Origin of the sequence: Streptomyces sp. NPDC093097, from assembly GCF_044754325.1 — a bacterium.
Taxonomy (GTDB): Bacteria; Actinomycetota; Actinomycetes; order Streptomycetales; family Streptomycetaceae; genus Streptomyces.
This window is the reverse complement of the sequence record NZ_JBIVOW010000013.1, coordinates 38,655-55,485: the sequence shown is the minus strand read 5'-3', so window position 1 is coordinate 55,485 and position 16,831 is coordinate 38,655. Positions and strand designations below refer to the sequence as shown.

At 72.1% G+C, this 16,831-nt stretch carries 14 protein-coding genes; 4 read left to right on the top strand and 10 right to left on the bottom strand.

Going from position 1 to position 16,831, the window contains the following annotated elements:
• Window positions 1-51: 51 nt before the first annotated feature.
• Entirely contained in the window at window positions 52-798 is a 747-nt protein-coding gene (locus ACIQE0_RS22300; RefSeq protein ID WP_402334880.1) for a DUF4118 domain-containing protein, read from the top strand.
• On the opposite strand, the gene kdpC is transcribed toward ACIQE0_RS22300, so the two are convergent.
• From kdpC to ACIQE0_RS22270, 6 genes are all read right to left on the bottom strand, one after another.
• Window positions 779-1,438 carry a potassium-transporting ATPase subunit KdpC gene (kdpC, locus tag ACIQE0_RS22295; protein ID WP_402334877.1) on the bottom strand — a complete coding sequence of 220 codons (660 nt, stop codon included), beginning with the start codon at window positions 1,436-1,438 and terminating at the stop codon, window positions 779-781. The genes ACIQE0_RS22300 and kdpC overlap by 20 nt on opposite strands.
• Window positions 1,439-1,467: 29 nt before the next feature.
• Entirely contained in the window at window positions 1,468-3,600 is a 2,133-nt protein-coding gene (gene kdpB, locus ACIQE0_RS22290) for a potassium-transporting ATPase subunit KdpB (RefSeq protein ID WP_366329628.1), read from the bottom strand.
• Entirely contained in the window at window positions 3,600-5,264 is a 1,665-nt protein-coding gene (gene kdpA, locus ACIQE0_RS22285; protein ID WP_402334873.1) for a potassium-transporting ATPase subunit KdpA, read from the bottom strand. Before kdpA ends, kdpB begins: the two co-directional genes overlap by 1 nt.
• A 12-nt stretch (window positions 5,265-5,276) precedes the next feature.
• Window positions 5,277-5,366 (bottom strand): potassium-transporting ATPase subunit F, encoded by a 90-nt coding sequence (locus ACIQE0_RS22280; protein WP_366329630.1) that lies wholly within the window; start codon window positions 5,364-5,366, stop codon window positions 5,277-5,279.
• A 159-nt stretch (window positions 5,367-5,525) separates the two neighbouring features.
• On the bottom strand, window positions 5,526-8,042 hold the full coding sequence (locus ACIQE0_RS22275) for a DUF4118 domain-containing protein (RefSeq protein ID WP_402334870.1): 2,517 nt from the start codon (window positions 8,040-8,042) through the stop codon (window positions 5,526-5,528).
• Window positions 8,043-8,189: 147 nt separating this feature from the next.
• Window positions 8,190-8,675, bottom strand: a complete 486-nt coding sequence (locus ACIQE0_RS22270) for a DUF2000 family protein (protein WP_402334867.1) — start codon at window positions 8,673-8,675, stop codon at window positions 8,190-8,192.
• On the opposite strand from ACIQE0_RS22270, the gene ACIQE0_RS22265 reads away from it, so the two are divergent.
• Window positions 8,674-9,483: an AraC family transcriptional regulator gene (locus ACIQE0_RS22265; protein WP_402334864.1), complete on the top strand. Its 810-nt coding sequence runs from the start codon at window positions 8,674-8,676 to the stop codon at window positions 9,481-9,483. The genes ACIQE0_RS22270 and ACIQE0_RS22265 overlap by 2 nt on opposite strands.
• A gap of 119 nt (window positions 9,484-9,602) precedes the next feature.
• On the opposite strand, the gene ACIQE0_RS22260 is transcribed toward ACIQE0_RS22265, so the two are convergent.
• From ACIQE0_RS22260 to ACIQE0_RS22245, 4 genes are all read right to left on the bottom strand, one after another.
• Window positions 9,603-10,154, bottom strand: a complete 552-nt coding sequence (locus ACIQE0_RS22260) for a hypothetical protein (protein ID WP_402334861.1) — start codon at window positions 10,152-10,154, stop codon at window positions 9,603-9,605.
• A gap of 49 nt (window positions 10,155-10,203) precedes the next feature.
• Window positions 10,204-12,441, bottom strand: coding sequence for a trehalose-6-phosphate synthase (locus tag ACIQE0_RS22255; protein ID WP_402334858.1), 2,238 nt, complete (start codon window positions 12,439-12,441; stop codon window positions 10,204-10,206).
• 53 nt (window positions 12,442-12,494) lie between these two features.
• Entirely contained in the window at window positions 12,495-13,424 is a 930-nt protein-coding gene (locus ACIQE0_RS22250; RefSeq protein ID WP_402334855.1) for a carbohydrate kinase family protein, read from the bottom strand.
• A 255-nt stretch (window positions 13,425-13,679) separates the two neighbouring features.
• Window positions 13,680-14,624 (bottom strand): MBL fold metallo-hydrolase, encoded by a 945-nt coding sequence (locus tag ACIQE0_RS22245; RefSeq protein ID WP_402334853.1) that lies wholly within the window; start codon window positions 14,622-14,624, stop codon window positions 13,680-13,682.
• Between the two features lie 359 nt (window positions 14,625-14,983).
• Between ACIQE0_RS22245 and ACIQE0_RS22240 the strand changes: the two genes are divergently transcribed.
• Both ACIQE0_RS22240 and ACIQE0_RS22235 read left to right on the top strand, forming a co-directional pair.
• A complete protein-coding gene (locus tag ACIQE0_RS22240; RefSeq protein ID WP_402335324.1) occupies window positions 14,984-15,193 on the top strand; it encodes a hypothetical protein in 210 nt (69 codons plus the stop codon).
• Entirely contained in the window at window positions 15,180-16,574 is a 1,395-nt protein-coding gene (locus tag ACIQE0_RS22235) for an amidase (protein ID WP_402334850.1), read from the top strand. Before ACIQE0_RS22240 ends, ACIQE0_RS22235 begins: the two co-directional genes overlap by 14 nt.
• Window positions 16,575-16,831 lie beyond the last annotated feature (257 nt).

Sequence of the window (16,831 nt, the reverse complement as noted above, 5' to 3'; positions counted from 1 at the left end):
GGTCCCCACGCGGCCACCTGCGCCTACACCGGAGGAGGGAGGTGAGCCGCCATGCTCCGCTACCTCACCCGCTCCCGGACCGCCCTCGCCGCCGCACTGCTGCTCCCGCCGGCCGTCTGCGCGGTGCTGCTGCCCTTCCGTGCCTGGATGTCCAACACCAACGCGGCCCTGCTGCTCGTCGTCGTGGTGGTGGCCGTCGCCATCCTGGGCCATCGCCTGGCCGGGGCGCTCGCTGCGGTCTCCGCCGCTCTCTGGTTCGACTTCTTCCTCACCCGGCCCTACGAACGCTTCGCCATCACCAAGTCCGCCGACATCGTCACCGCCGTACTGCTGCTCGCCGTCGGCATCGCGGTCTCCCAACTCGCCGCCCGCACCCGCGAGTTGAAGGTCATCGCCATCACCGACGGCGACTACCTGGCACAGATCCACCACACCGCCCGGCTCGTCGAGACCGCCGCCGGCCCGGACACGGTGATCGACCACGTGCGGCGGCAGTTGGTGGGACTGCTGGGACTGAGCGGCTGCCGCTTCGAGTACGGCACGCTCATCGGACACCCGCCACGCCTGATGGAGGACGGCTCGGTCGCCTGGGCACACCGTCACTGGGACGCCGACCGGGACGGTCTGCCGGCCGAGGAAGTCGAACTCCGGGTCAGCCACGGCGGCCACTTCCACGGCCGGTTCATGCTGCGCGGCACCCCGGGCACCGCACCGCCGCTCGCCGCCCGGCTGGTCGCGGTGACACTGGCCGACCAGGCCGGAGTGGCCTTCGACTCCGTCAGCCCCGCGGCCGGCTGAACCCGGCCCTACCGGCACGGACCGCGGCCGCCAGGTCCCGGTTCAGCTCGACGACGTTGACATACGGCTGCCCCAGGAAACCCAGCACACGGCCGTGCAGATGGCGCCCGACCAGGCCGCGGACCCGGGCGGGGGAGAGCCGGCGGGCCCGGGCCACGCGCGGGACCTGCTGGTACGCGTACGCCGGGGAGATCGCCGGATCGAGGCCCGAGCCGCTGGCGGTGACCGCGTCGGGAGGGACCGCCGCCGCGGGCACGCCGTCGAAGGCGGCGACCGCCGCGCGGCGGGCCAGGACCAGCGTCGTGAGCTTGGGGTTGGTCGGGCCGAGGTTGCTGGCACCGGAGTTGCCCGGGTCGTAGCCGCCCGCGGACGGGCGGGGCTGGAACCAGGCGGGATCGGGGCGTGGGACCTCGTGCGGAGTGCGCCGGGGGAGCGTGAAGTTCTGGCCGATCAGCCGCGAGCCCACCGGCTTGCCGTGCGCCGTGAGCAGGGAGCCGTCGGCCTGGTCGGCGAGCCCGGCCTGGGCGATGCCGGTCACGAGAAGGGGGTAGCCGACGCCGGTCACCACGGTGAGCACCAGCAGCATCCGCAGGGCCGCCACATACTGCCGCAGTACGGCCGGAACGGCGATGCGCGCCATGGAACCCTTCTCCTCTCCGCGCCGACCCGTCAGCGCAGGCCGGGGACGAACTGGATGACGAGGTCGAGCAGTTTGATGCCCAGGAACGGCAGGACCAGCCCGCCGAGCCCGTAGATCCAGATGTTGCGGCGGAGGAGTTCGGCCGCGGAGGACGGGCGGTAGCGCACCCCGCGCAGCGCGAGCGGGATCAGCGCGACGATGATCAACGCGTTGAAGACGATGGCGGAGGTGATCGCCGACGCCGGACTGTGCAGCCGCATGATGTTGAGCCGGTCCAGCCCCGGATAGACGCTCGCGAACATCGCGGGGATGATCGCGAAGTACTTGGCGACGTCGTTGGCGATCGAGAAGGTCGTCAACGCACCCCGGGTGATGAGCAGTTGCTTGCCGATCTCGACGATCTCGATGAGCTTGGTCGGATTGGAGTCGAGGTCGACCATGTTGCCGGCCTCCTTGGCGGCCGAGGTGCCGGTGTTCATCGCCACCCCGACGTCCGCCTGGGCCAGCGCCGGGGCGTCGTTCGTCCCGTCACCGGTCATCGCGACCAGCTTCCCGCCCTCCTGCTCGCGCCGGATCAGCGCCATCTTGTCCTCCGGCGCGGCCTCGGCGAGGAAGTCGTCCACGCCCGCCTCCTGGGCGATGGCGCGAGCGGTGAGCGGATTGTCACCGGTGATCATGACGGTCCTGATGCCCATCCGCCGCAACTGGTCGAACCGGTCACGCATCCCCTCCTTGACCACGTCCTTGAGGTGGATGACACCCAGCACCCGAGCCTCCGGAGCCCCACCGCCCCGCACCACCTGCCCCACCACCAGCGGAGTCCCGCCACCGGCGGAGATACCGTCGACGACCTGCCCGGCCTCCGCGGTGGGATGCCCGCCGTTGTCACGGACCCAGCGCATCACCGCGGTCGCCGCACCCTTGCGCAGCGAACGGCGCTCCGGCCCGTCGGCAAGGTCGACCCCGCTCATCCGGCTCTGGGCGGTGAACGGGACGAAGCCGGCCCCGTCCAACTCGCCCTCCTCCCGGCCGCGCAGCGCGTACTGCTCCTTGGCCAGCACCACGATCGAACGGCCCTCGGGGGTCTCGTCGGCGATGGAGGAGAGCTGGGCGGCGTCGGCGAGCTCCGCCACGCTCACCCCGGGCACCGGAAGGAACGCGGCGGCCTGCCGGTTGCCGAGGGTGATGGTGCCGGTCTTGTCCAGCAGCAGGGTGTTCACATCGCCCGCCGCCTCGACCGCCCGTCCCGACATCGCCAGCACATTGCGCTGGACGAGCCGGTCCATGCCGGCGATGCCGATCGCCGGGAGCAGCGCCCCGATCGTGGTGGGGATGAGGGCCACCACCAGCGCCACCAGGATCACCAGCGACTGCTCCGCCCCGGCGAAGACGGCGAACGGCTGGAGGGTCACCACGGCCACCAGGAAGATGATGGTGAGCGACGCCAACAGGATGTTCAGCGCGATCTCGTTCGGCGTCTTCTGCCGCGCCGCCCCCTCGACCAGCGCGATCATCCGGTCGATGAAGGTCTCGCCGGGCCTGGCCGTGATCCGCACCACGATCCGGTCCGACAGCACCTTCGTGCCGCCGGTCACCGCCGACCGGTCACCGCCCGACTCCCGGATCACCGGCGCCGACTCCCCGGTGATGGCCGATTCGTCCACGCTCGCGATGCCCTCGACCACATCGCCGTCGCCCGGGATGAGCTGCCCGGCCTCGACGACCACATGATCGCCCAAGCGCAGCGCGGTGCCCGGCACCTCCTCCTCCACGGGCTCCACCGCCCCGGGCCGCCAGTCGGCCAACCGCCGTGCCGTCGTCGTGGTCTTGGTCCGGCGCAGCGCCGCCGCCTGCGCCTTGCCGCGGCCCTCCGCCACCGCCTCGGCGAGGTTGGCGAAGACCGCGGTCAGCCACAGCCAGGCCGTGATCACCCAGGCGAAGACACTGGGCGTCCGCAGTGCCGACAACGTGGTCAGCGCCGCCCCGACCTCCACCACGAACATCACCGGGTTGTGGAACATCACCCGCGGATCCAACTTGCGCAACGCGTCGGGCAGCGAACGCACCAACTGCCCGGGATCGAGCAGCCCGCCCGAAACCCGCTCCGGGCCACGGCCGGCACCGCCCGGCGGATCGGCGGGAGGAACGGCGGTCGAGGACATCAGCGCAGACCCTCCGCGAGGGGACCCAGCGCCAGCGCCGGGAAGTACGTCAGACCGACGACGATCAGGATCACACCGGTCAACAGGCCCACGAACTGCGGCCGATGCGTGGGCAGGGTGCCCGCGGTCACCGGCACCGGCTGCTGCCGGGCCAGCGAACCGGCCAGCGCCAGGACGAACACCATCGGCAGGAACCGCCCCAGCAGCATCACGATGCCCAGGGCCGTGTTGTACCAGACGGTGTCGGCACTCAACCCGGCGAACGCCGAACCGTTGTTGTTGGCCGACGACGTCAGGGCGTAGAGCACCTCGGTGAAACCGTGCGCCCCCGGGTTGAGCATCGCGGCCCGCTCGCCGGGGAACGCCATGGCCAGCCCCGCGCCGACGAGCACCAGCGCCGGCGTGGTCAGGATGTAGAGCGAGGCGAACCGCATCTCCTGACCGCGCAGCTTCTTGCCCAGGTACTCCGGCGTGCGCCCGACCATCAACCCGGCGACGAAGACCGCGACCACCGCCAGAATCAGGAGCCCGTAGAGCCCCGACCCCGTGCCGCCGGGCGCGATCTCGCCCAGCATCATGTTGAAGACCGTCATCCCGCCGCCGCCCGGAGTGTACGAATCGTGGGAGGAGTTGGCCGCCCCGCACGAGGTGAGGGTGGTGGAGACGGCGAACAGCGCCGAGCCCCAGATCCCCAACCGGGTCTCCTTGCCCTCCAGCATCGCCCCGGCCGCATGACCGGCCGGACTGCTCACGCGGTACAGCTCGTTGACGGTCACCAGCGCGACCGAGGCCGCCCAGAGCACCACCATCACCGCGACCAGCGCATACCCCTGGCGGTGGTCGCCGACCATCACGCCGAAGGTCCGCGGCAGCGCGAACGGGATCACCAGCATCAGATAGATCTCGATCAGATTGGTCAGACCGCTGGGATTCTCAAACGGATGCGCCGAGTTGGCATTGAAGAAACCGCCGCCGTTGGTCCCCAGCTCCTTGATCGCCTCCTGCGAGGCGACCGGACCACCGGGCAGGCCCTGATGGCCGCCGGTGAGCGTGGCGACCTCCTGGGCGCCGTGGAAGTTCTGCAGGACGCCGGCCGCCACCAGGACGATCGCGAAGACGAAAGCGATCGGCAGCAGCACCCGCAGCACCAACCGCGTCAGGTCCACCCAGAAGTTCCCCACCCGGTCCGTCTTCCTCCGGGTGAAGCCGCGGATCAGCGCCGCCACTACGGCGATGCCCACGGCCGCCGAGGTGAAGTTCTGCACCGCCAGCCCCGCCATCTGCACGAGGTGGCCCATCGCCGACTCACCGGAATACGCCTGCCAGTTGGTGTTGGTGACGAAGGACGCCGCGGTGTTGAACGCCAGGTCCGCCGGCACCGGCGGCCGGCCCAGGGACAGCAGCAGATGGTTCTGGAGGCGCAGGAACGCGTACAGGAACAGCGTCGAGACCAGGGCGAAGGCCAGCAGGCTGCGCAGGTAGACCGGCCACCGCTGATCGACGTCCCCGTTCACCCCGCCCAACCGGTAGACCAGCCGCTCCACCCGCCCGTGCCGCTCGGTGGTCAGGACACGTGCGAGATGGCCGCCCAGCGGCCGGTACGACAGCGCCAGCGCCGCCACCAGGGCCGCCACCTGGAGCCAGCCCGCCGCGGTGTCGCCCATGCGGACCCTCCCCTAGAACTTCTCCGGAAAGATCAGACACAGGACGAGATAGACCACCACCGCGGCGGCGACGATCAGACCGACGATGTTCTCCACGCTCACAGGCGTCCGACCCCCTTGGCCGCCAGACCGATGAGGGCGAACACCACCAGCGTCAGGCCGACGTAGACAACGTCCGACATGGGCGCGGCACCCCGCAGCTCGTCAGGGGCGGAACCATCCCGCCCGATATCTGGGCATATGCGAGTGCCTGACGCTATATCAGGCGGAGCGCGCGGGCCGCCTGCCGCGCCGCGGGCCACCCGGCGCCGAACTGGGCAGGGTCAGCGTCACCACGAACCCGCCCCCCTTCCTCGACGTCCGCAGCGACCCGTCCATGACCTCGGCCAGGTCCCGCGAAAGCCGCACCGACAGACTGTCGGCACGCGAACCGGACACCCGCGCCGGCACCACCCCGTCGCCACCGGGACCGTCCGCGACCCGGATCGCCACCCGGCCGTTCCGCGTCTCCGCGGTGACGACCGGCGGCCGGTCCGGCGGGCTGTGCCGCAGCGCCTCCGCCCCCAGCGCCGTCAGCACGCGGGTGAGCAGCGCGGCATCGGCGATCACATCCGGCAGGTACTCCGGGAGCCGCAGCACGATCGAATGGCCCCCCGGACCGAGATCGTCCAGCGCGGCGCCCAGCGCCTCGTTGAGATCAACCGGGCGGAGATAGAGATCCAGCGCCCCGGCGTGCAGCCGGCTGAGGTCATCGAGGTCGGCGACGAGCTGCGCCGCCCGGTGCACGGCCCCACGAGCCGTATCCAGCAACCGCCGCTCCTCCGCCTCCCGCTCGGGCCCGCGGCGCCGCCGCAGCCGCACCAACGCGTCCTCCGCGGTACGCAGCGGAGCCCGCAGATCGCGGCCCGCGGCGAGCAGCAGCGCGGCCCGGTTGCGCTCGGCCTCCACCAGCGGATCTCCCGGGCCGGCCGGCCCCGCGAGCCGGCCCCGGGCATGCGCCAGCCCCAGCTCGGCGGCACACGCGTCCAACAGCCGCCGGTCATCCGCACTGAGCCCCGGACCCCGCGCCGCCAACGTCAGACGGTCGTCGACCGGGCTCTCCACATCGGCGTCGTACGGCCGCTCCGGCGGGTGGTCGCCCGCGCTGGCGACCACATACCAGTGCGGCACCGGCGACGCCCGGGCATCTCGTTCGAGCAGGCTCACCGCACGCAACCCGAAGTTCTCCCGGATGAGCTCCACCAGCGCCGGCAGATCCTGCCCGCGCAGCACCCCCGAGGCCAGACGGCACAGGGTCCGCGCCTCCGCCGTCGCCCGCGCCGCCCGCCGGGTGTCCCGCGCGGCCGACCCCGCCGCCGTACCCACCAGCACGGCCGTGACGACGAAGACGACCAGCGCGAGGATCTCCTCAGGACGGTCGATGGCGAGCGAATGCAGCGGCGCGGCGAAGTAATAGTCGGCCAGCAGCGCCGCGGCCACCGCGGTCAGCACCGCCGGGTAGACCCCGCCGACCAGCGCCACCACCACGACCACCAGCAGATGGATCACCAGCACATCGGCCAGACCCACCGGACGGCGCTCCATCGCCAGCAGCCACGTCAACAGCGGCAACAGGACCACCGCGGCCCCCAGCGCCACCGCGAACCGCCGCGCCCCCAGCCCCCGGCCCGGCCGCGGCAGCCGCAACGCGGCGGACCCGGCCGCCTCCTCGTGCGTGACGATATGCACGTCGATCGGCCCCGACCCCTTGATCGTCCGCTCGCCCACCCCCGCCCGCAGCAGCGAGCGCAGCCGACCGTGCCGACTCGCGCCCAGCACGATCTGGGTGACGTTCTCCACCTGCGCGAACCGCAGCAGCGCCGCCACCACGTCCTCACCCGTGATCTGGTGGAAGCTGCCACCGAGCGACTCCAGGAGGGTCCGCTGGCCGTCCAGCTCCGCCGGCGCGACCCGCGCCAGCCCGTCCTCGGGGACCACATGGAGCGCCAGCAGCTCCGTGCCCGGCGTACGGGCACTGATCCGCGCGGCCCGCCGGATCAGCGTCTCGCCCTCCGGCCCACCGCTGAGGCCGACCAGAATGCGCTCCCGGGTCTCCCACGGGGCGACGATCCCGTGCTCGGCGCGGTAGCGCTGGAGCCCCTCCTCCACCCGGTCGGCGAGCCACAGCAGGGCGATCTCCCGCAGCGCCGTGAGGTTCCCGACCCGGAAGTAGTGCGTGAGGGCGGACTCGATGCGGTCCGGCGGATAGATGTCGCCGTGCACCATCCGCCGCCGCAGCACCTCCGGCGGCAGATCGACCAGCTCGATCTGGTCCGCCCCGCGCGCCACCTCGTCGGGCAGGGTCTCCTGCTGCCGCACCCCGGTGATCTGCCGGACCACGTCGTTGAGCGACTCCAGGTGCTGCACGTTCAGCGTGGTGACGACGTCGATCCCGGCGTCCAGCAACTCCGCCACGTCCTGCCAGCGCTTGGCGTTGCGGGTCCCCGGCACGTTGGAATGGGCCAGCTCGTCGACCAGCGCCACCTGCGGGCCGCGGGCCAGCACCGCATCCAGATCCATCTCGGTGAACCGCGCCCCGCGGTGCCACAGCGTCCGCCGCGGCACCGTCTCCAACCCCTCGGCCATGGCCGCCGTCGGCCGCCGCCCGTGCGGCTCGACCAACCCCACGACCACGTCCGCACCCAGCGCCCGCAACCGCTGCCCGTCCGCGAGCATCGCGTACGTCTTACCGACCCCGGGAGCGGCCCCGAGGAAGATCCGCAACCGTCCACGTCCCACCGGCGGACTCCTGCCAGTCGCCCCTCGGCCTGTGCCTGTCCTTCCATGGTGCGCCTGGGAAGGCGTCGCGCAGCGGCGGAACGGGGAGCGGCGCGCCGGCGGACCAGGCAGCCGCGGTCCACCCCCGCCCGCGACGGCCGATCCGGCTCACGGATGCATCCGCGCACCCTTGAGCACCCTGTCCACCGCGTTACGCGGGCCGTACACGGCCAGCCCCACCAGATCCAGTTGGCCACTCGGGACGGCCCGCACCGCCGCGCGGTTGTCCCGGTCGTTGCCGGTCGCGAACAGGTCGGAGGTGAACACCGACCGGGGCAGGCCCCGGGACAACGCCCGGCCGTGCGCCGTGACCAGCGTCTCCTTGCTCCCCTGGAAGACCAGGACGGGCTGGCGGAACATCGGCAGGTACACGGTGTCCTCGGCATCGGCGTACGGCTCGCCGATCACCTCGGGGAACTCCGTTCCCAACCCGCTGACCAGGAAAGCGGTCACGTTCAGGCGCTGCCAGGTCTCCAGGTCGTCCCGCAGGAGCACGGCAATCTTGGTATCGAAACGCACCGGGGCGTCGTCGGCTGCTGTCATGCCCCCAGGCTGCCGATCCGCCCACCACACCGTCTTGTACGTTCTTTGCATGGTCGCCCGGCAGCACGTGTCCGCATGGCGCCCGCAGGTCCCGGGCGGCGTGGAGGTCTTCCACGCCCACTTCACCGAACACACCTACCCGATGCACGTCCACGACGTCTGGACGCTGCTGATCGTGGACGACGGCGCCGTCCGCTACGACCTCGACCGCCATGCGCGCGGCACCCCGCACGACACCGTGTCCCTGCTCCCACCGCAGGTACCCCACAACGGCTCGCCCAGCACCTCACAGGGCTTCCGCAAGCGGGTCCTCTACCTGGACCTGTCCCAACTGGACGAGAGGTACATCGGCCCCGCGGTGGACGGCCCCGACCTGGCCGACCCGCTCCTGCGCCGACGCGTCGGACAACTGCACGCGACCCTGGCCCACCCCGGCGACGAACTGGAAGCCGAGAGCCGCCTCGCCCTGATCGGCGAACGGCTCCGCGACCACCTGCGCCCCCGGCTCGCCGACCGGCCGCGCCAGTCCGCCCCCGGCCTGGCCCACGCCCTTCGGGAACTCCTCGACGACCGCCTACGGCACGGCATGACCCTCGACGCGGCCGCGCAGGTGTTGCACGCCCACCCCACCCATCTCGTACGGGCGTTCAGCGCGGCCTTCGGCATCGCCCCGCACCAGTACCTGATGGCCCGCAGGGTCGAGCGGGCACGACGCCTGCTCCTCGACGGCCGGACACCGACCACCGCGGCAACCGAGGCCGGCTTCTGCGACCAGTCCCACCTGACGCGCCACTTCAAGCGACTGCTGGGCGTCACACCGGGGCGCTATGCGGGGACGGGCCGCACCCGCGGGCGATGACCGCGTGGCGCCTGGCACAACGGGTGCCGGCTACTGAACTCCCCATCCCCCAAGCGGCGTTACGGAGCCGGCGGCGCCGCGGAAATGAGGCAGGGGCGAGCGGACGTGCCCGCCGGCCCTCACCGTTCGGCCGGGTGTCCGCCTGCCGTTCGCCCGACGACCGAGGCCGCACCGGCCACCGCCCACGTCCCCACGCCCCACAGCGACAGCGCGCACAGGCAGCCCACCACCAGGCGTACGGCGTCATCCGGGCCGCCGGCGAGCCACACGGCCCCGCCGGCGGCTCCGGCCGCGACCAGCAGGGCGGCGGGCACCCGGAAGCGCGGCTGCTCGAACACCGCCACCAGCGGCAGGAAATGGAGCCCCACGACGACCGCGACCAGCGGCGGGACGAGCACCGGGACCCCGGCACTCACGCATCCCACGACAACTACGGCGATCAGCAGCCACTGCACCACATTGACCTGCCGGAACCGCCGCCGACGAGCCGCGGGGAGGGAATCGCCCTCCGGCGCCGGAAGGAAGCGCCGCGCGGTGACGTGCAGCGCCAACGCACCGGCGCAACCGGCCACGATGAGGATCAGCCGCGTCGCACCGTCAAAGGCGCTGGTGCCCAACAACCACCAACCGAGCCCGAACCAGACAAGAAAACCGACCCCCGATTTCGACATGGGGGCACCTTATAGGGTGCCGCTTGCGGGGCGCGGTGCAAGCGAGCTGTCACGCGTGGGGGGCAGGAGCCTGACGGCGGACGGTGCTTCGGAGCATGGGTGGCGGGGTTTCCGCGGTACTCCGTTGCGCGGCCGCGTGGTCTTCCGGCGCGGTCGTGCCCCCGTCGCCGCGGATCTCCGTGAGGATGGTGCGGGCCCAGGCAGCAGGGGACCGGCTGTCGAGGAGGCCGGCCAAGTCGGCGGTGTGGGCCGCGCGTTGTGCGGGGGTGAGGGACAGGGCTCGGTGCAGGGTGTCGACCAGGTCCTGGGGCGAGTGGGGGTCGGTGAGCAGGGCCGCGGGGCCGAGTTGCTCGGCTGCGCCGGTGTGGCGGGACAGGACGAGGACGCCTGGGCGGTCGGCGGCGGATCGGGCGGCGACGTATTCCTTGGCGGCCAGGTTCATACCGTCGGCGAGCGAGGTCACCCAGAACACGTCGGCTTCGAGGTAGTGGTCGACCACGGCGGGGAAGGGCAGGGCGTATGGACGGTAGTCGACGGGACGCCAACCTGCACCGCCCCAACGGGCGTTGACCTCTGCCACGGCCCGTTCGAGCGCGGTGCGGGTGGCGTCGTAGGCGTGGATGCCCGGCTCGGCAGGCGGGCAGACCAGGCGGAAGTGCAGCCGCTGCCGTAACCGCGGCTCCCGTTCCAGGAGGGCATCGATGGCGCGGACCTTGTGAACGGGGGCCTTGGCATAGTCCAGACGCTCCACGGAGAGGACCAGGAGCGGAGCGTCACCGGTGGGCGGATGCTCCGCCCGGACGCGGGACCGGGCGAGTGCGGAGAGGGCCTCGCGGTCGATGCCCAGGGGGTGGACTCCGGTGCGCGGCGTGCGGCCCGTTCCGGCCAGCAACCGGCGGAAGTTGCGGGCGAAGGCCGCGGTGTGGAAGCCGGCCCAGTCGAGTCGGGTGAGGGAACGGCGCAACTGCTCCGCGTCCGGGAGCTGTTGGAAGACCTCCGGGGCGGGGAAGGGCGTGTGGTGGAACAGGCCGATGCGCAGGTCCGGTCGCTGCGCCTTGAGGATGCCGGGGACGAGCCAGAGGTTGTAGTCGTGCAGCCAGACCGTGGCGCCGCGCTCCGCGTGCGCATCGATGTGCCGGGCGAAAGCCGCGTTGACGGCCTCGTAGTCGGACCATTGCGAGGGGCGGCGCCGGATGAGCTGGGGTTGGGACATCAACGCCGGCCAGAGCGTCTCCTTGCAGGCGCCGTGGAAATAGCCGGCCCATTGCTCGGGCGTCACGGTGAGCAGCGCGAGGGGAAGCGACGGGGTGGTGGGGGCGGCGGGAGGGGGGATGTCGGGGTCTTCCTCCACCAGCGCGGCGGCCCATACCGCGTCCGGACCGGGAGCGTCGTCGCCGGCGCCGCCGAGGACGGAGGCCAGCGTCGGCAGGATTCCGTTCGGGCTGGTGGGCGGGCGCCAACGCCCCTGTGACCAGCGCAGTGGTGGACGGTGGTAGCCGATGACCACCGGTGCGGTGCGCCGCACCCAGCCGAGCCGTTCCAGAGCGTCCAGGATCGCTGCGGCGCCGTCCAGCGGAGGGCGGTGGACCAGCGGGCTGTCCGGGACCCGCGCAGGGAGCGCGGGTTCGGAATTGCCCATGATCACGCCATGGGCGCCGAGTTGGAAGAGCGACAGGTCGTTGAGCGAATCGCCGGCCACGAGCAGACCGTTGCGCGGCCACTGCAACTTGCCGGCCAGCCGCTGTACCGCCTGTCCCTTGCCGGCCTGCGGCGGCAGGACGTCGAAGTAGCATCCGGCGGAATAGACCCAGGAACAGCCCAGCCGCTGCACCGCCGCGATGATCTCGGGGGACAGGTGCTCGGGAGCGAGGTAGAAGGAGCAGCGCCCGTCCTGCGCCACGCCGTCCTGGTGGACGAGCTCGGGGAAGTGCCACAGGGCCGACCGGATGCGTTCCGAGCCGGGCCATCCGGCACGCAACTCCGTTTCCAGCGCATCGAAATGGGTCATTCCGACGGCGTCGACGACGCTGGCGCCGACGTCCGCGATGATCCATCGGGGGACGGGCAGCAGCGGATCACGGTCGAGGAGCCCGCGGACCGAGGGCAGACCGCGGCCGGTGGCGTAGACGACGGTGATGTCCGGGTGCCGGTCCAGTGCCTGACGCAGTCGCCGTCGCGAGGCTTCGTCGCCCCCGAGCAAGGTGCCGTCCAGGTCGGCCACCAGGACCCGGACGTCCTGCTCTGGGGACCGGGCCATCACCGTGTTGTTCCACGCCTGTTCGGACATGCCGCTCCTTCGCACCGGTGAATGGCAGTAGAGCTGTCTGATGTGCCGTCGGCTCACGCCGGGAGACGTGCGAGCCAGGCCCTCAGCCCCGCGCTGTCCAGGGCGGCACTGGATCCGGGACCGGTGACCGCGGCCGCGCCACAGGCCACACCCGCGGCCAGGCACTCCTCGAGCGATCCGCCGGCCAGCCGCTGGTGGAGGAACCCCACGTTGAAACAGTCACCGGCTCCCGTGGTGTCCACCACCCGCACGACGGGCGCTGCCCGTGCGACCCGGCGGCCGGCCTCCGCGGCGATCGCACCCTTGCCGCCCCGCTTGACGACCGCCACGGGCACCAGGTCGGCCAGGATCTCCAACGCCTCCGCCGCGCTGTCCGCCCCGGTGATCCGCAGCGCCTCGGCCTCATTGGGCGCGAACACCTGCACCTGGGAGAGCGCCTTGGCCACGTCGGGCATGTCGAGGTGACCGGGGTAGTCCTGGCAGTCCATGAAGACGTGGCAACCGTGTTCGGCGGCCACATCGAGTGCGTTCGAGACCTCCGGCCCGTACTGCAGATACGGCAACATCAGCACGGCGGGCCGGTAGGTGGCGATCAGCTCCGCCAACGGGCGTACCGCGACGGGGTCTTCATAGGCGATCATCGCCCGGTCCTGGGGGCCGGACAGCGCGACCGTCACGTTCCGCACCGGCTGGGCGTGGTGCCGGAAGCCCCGTTCGTCGAGGCCCTCCACGCGGGCCACGGCGAGAACCTCCTGGCTGAAGACATCGGAGCCGAAGTCGGCCGCCCACACCACCTCGCGGCGCAGCCTGCGCAGACCCATCGCGAGGGTGAAGGCCCCGCCGGGCACCATGCCCATCCCGCCGGCCCACACCTCGGAGCCGAACGCCACCGGCCCGGCCAGCTCCCGGAAGACCAGATCCACCGAGTAGGCCCCGGCGACGAGAACCGGCGCGCCCGGCTCCGGTGCCGCGGGCGCCGTCACCCGCGACGCCCGTGGGCCCGGGGCAACTGATGCGCAGTCCGGTACTCCTGCCGATCGCGCCGCCGGCCACCGGATGGAGACGCTGCGGGCGGCACGCGTCGGAGTGGTGCGTCTTGCTGCGGTGCGTCCTCCCGGGACGCCTGCGGAACGCAGAGTGCAAGAGCCATGCGGGGAACTGTAAGGCGGTGTCGTGTGCGGGAGATCGCCAATGCAACGGCATGACCGAAAATCGTCGCCGGTCGGTCGGCGTGAGGGTCAGGGCGCTCTGTGCGAGCGGGCTGGGGTGTCCGGGAGGACGGGGGTGAGCCGATAGGCGGCGCCGTCCGGGACCAGGCGGCCGGCGGTGGGCGGGGGGAAGTGGGTGCCCAGGACGAGGGTTTGGCGAGCGGCGAGTGCGGCAAGGAGCGTGCGGCGGGTGGCCAGGGCCTGTGCGGGGTCGATGTCGACGCAGCTGCCGATGCCAGGGTCGGCGAACTGGACGGGGTGGTGGGTGCAGTCGCCGGTGACCAGCGCGGTGGCGCCGCCGCTGCTGATCTCCACCGCCAGGTGCCCCGGGGTGTGCCCGGGGGTGGGGAGCAGCCGCAGACCGGCGGCGATTTCGGTCCCCTCAGGCGGGACGTCGACGAGATCGAGCAGTCCGGCGTCCTCGACCGGGTGCACCGAGTCGCGGAACATCTGCCGTCGCGGCTCGTCCATGGCGTACCCGGCCCAGAACTCCCGCTCGGCCCGGGAGACGACATAGCGGGCGTTGGGGAAGGTGGGGACCCAAGCGTCGCCGTCTGCCCGGGTGTTCCAGCCGACGTGGTCGGCGTGCAGGTGGGTCAGGACGACCAGGTCGACGAGGTCGGGGGCGAAGCTCGCCGCCGTGAGGCGCGGTAGGTAGTCGGTGTGCAGGTCGTGCCAGGCGGGGTTCGCGCGGGGCTTTCCGTTGCCGATCCCGGTGTCGATCAGCACGCGCAGACCGTCGATGGTGAGGGCGAAGCTGTGGCTGGACAGGCGGAGGATGCCGTCCTCGTCCGCGAAGTCGGGGCGCAGCCAGCCGTGTTGAGCGACCGCCTCAGGCGTGGCGCCGGGCAGAAGCCAGGGGCCGGTCTGCTGCGGGAGGGGGATCTCGTCGATGCGGTGGATGGTGAGGTCGCCGACGGCCCAGGAGGGCGTGGCGGGGCCGAGGGTGTCAGCGGCGGGTGGGGTGTGCGTCATGCGTCGCTCCCGGAGTCCTTTGGTCCTTGGTTTCGGTGCTGGGCGGGTGGTGGTTGATGGAGGGGGCTCGGCCGGCGGTGGTGGAAGCCGGTGGAGGGGTGTGAGCGGCCTGTGCGGGCTTGAGTGGGAAAGTAAAAGCAATTCGTTTGCGTTAACTCGACGGTAGGGCCTATCGTCATCTAACGCAAACGATTAGCGTTTGTGTGTGGAAGGCGGTCGGCTCCGACTCGTCCTCCCGCGCTTCACCTCCACACCCGCCCCCGCTCCATCCCCGCCCAACGAACCACACGCGAGCGGATCAGGAACCGATCAGGAACCGATCGGGAACCGCTCAGGATCAGGAGACGACTTCCATGCCTCTGCACGCCCCCGAACTCACACCCCCGGAGGCGGCCCGCTGGGCCGCGCGCTCCGGGCTCCCGTTGCCGGCCGACCGCCACGACGCCGTGGCGGCCACCGCCGCCCACATCCACTCCGTCGTCTCGACCCTTCGGGATCTGGACTTCGAGGACACCCCGCCCGCCGCTTCCTACCGCGTGGGGGAGGGGAAGCCCGATGCGGCCGTATGAGCTCTCCCTCGCCGCCGCGGCGGACGCGATCCGGGCCCGCCGGCTCTCGCCCGTCGAGCTGGTGGACTCCGTACTCGACCGCATCGAGGAAGTAGAGCCGCATCTGCGCGCCTACGTCGCCGTCACCGCGGAACGGGCCCGCCGCTCGGCGCGCACGGCGGAACGGGAAGCCGCCGACGGCCGGATCCGTGGCCCGTTGCACGGAATCCCCATGGGGCTGAAGGACTTGATCGACGTCGCGGGGATGGCGACCACGGCCAGTTCCCGAGTCCGGAGCGGCCACCGCGCGGACGCCGACAGCACGGTCGTCGCACGCCTGACGGAGGCCGGCGCGGTGCTCGTCGGCAAGACCCACACCCATGAGTTCGCCTACGGGCTGACCACTCCTCAGACACACAACGCCTGGGATCCGAGCCGGGTCGCGGGCGGCTCCAGCGGCGGCTCGGCCGTCGCGGTGGCCGCAGGAGCCGCCGGCTTCGCCCTCGGGACGGACACCGGGGGATCGATCCGGGTCCCCGCCGCGCTGAACGGGATCGTCGGCCTCAAGCCGACATACGGCCTCGTTCCCCGGCACGGAGTCACCGCACTGTCCTGGTCGCTGGACCACGTCGGCCCCCTCACCCGCACCGTCGAGGACGCGGCCCTGGTCCTGCCCGCCCTGGCCGGACCCGACCCGCGCGACCCCGCCTCCCTGCCCACCCCCCTTGCCGACCACCGACGGCCTGACGGAACCGACCTCACGGGGCTGCGCGTCGGCGTCCCCCGCAACTACTTCTTCGACCGGGTCACCCCGGACGTCGAGACCGCGGTCCGGCGCGCGATCGACCGCATGGCGACGCTCGGCGCGCGGCTCGTCGACGTCGACATCCCCCTGACGCCGTACATCCAGGCAACCCAGTGGGGCCTGATGGTCCCCGAGGCCACCGCCAACCACGAGCGGACCCTGCGCACGGTTCCCGACCGCTACGCCGACGACGTCCGGGTCCTCCTCGAAGCCGGTGCGCTGCTGCCCGCCGGGGACTACCTGCGCGCCCAACGGGCCCGCACGCTGATGCGGGAGGCGTGGACGCGCCTGCTCGACGAGGTCGATGTGATCGCTGCCCCGACTGTTCCCCTCACCGCCGTACCGGCCGACCAGGAGACGATCTCGTGGTCGGACGGCACGGTCGAAAGCGTCTCCGACGCCTATGTGCGGCTCTGCGCGCCCGCCAACATCACCGGCGTGCCCTCGCTGTCGATACCGGTGGGCCACGACCGGGCGGGCATGCCGATCGGCATGCAACTGCTCGGGCGCCCCCTCGGGGAGCCCGTACTCCTGCGGGCGGGCCACGCCTACGAGCAGTCCGAGCCGGCCCGAGCGCTCGCGCCAGTGCCGGTCTGAGGGCGAGGCGATCACGGCCGGTCCCGGAGCGTGCGTGCGAGGCTGCGGCTCGATACCTGCCGGGCTCCGCGGCGTGTATGCGCCGGGTGGGTGGCCGCGGTCCGTGCCCTGCCCTCTAGCCGCATGCGCTGTGCGTTAGGGCGGTGTCGGCCCCTGCTTGATGCACTGGCCATTCAGGAAAGCGCCGCCTGGGCCCAGGCCGACGACCTCCGCACGCAGATCGACGACCTGCAGACCCGGCCGCGGGCGGCCGAGAC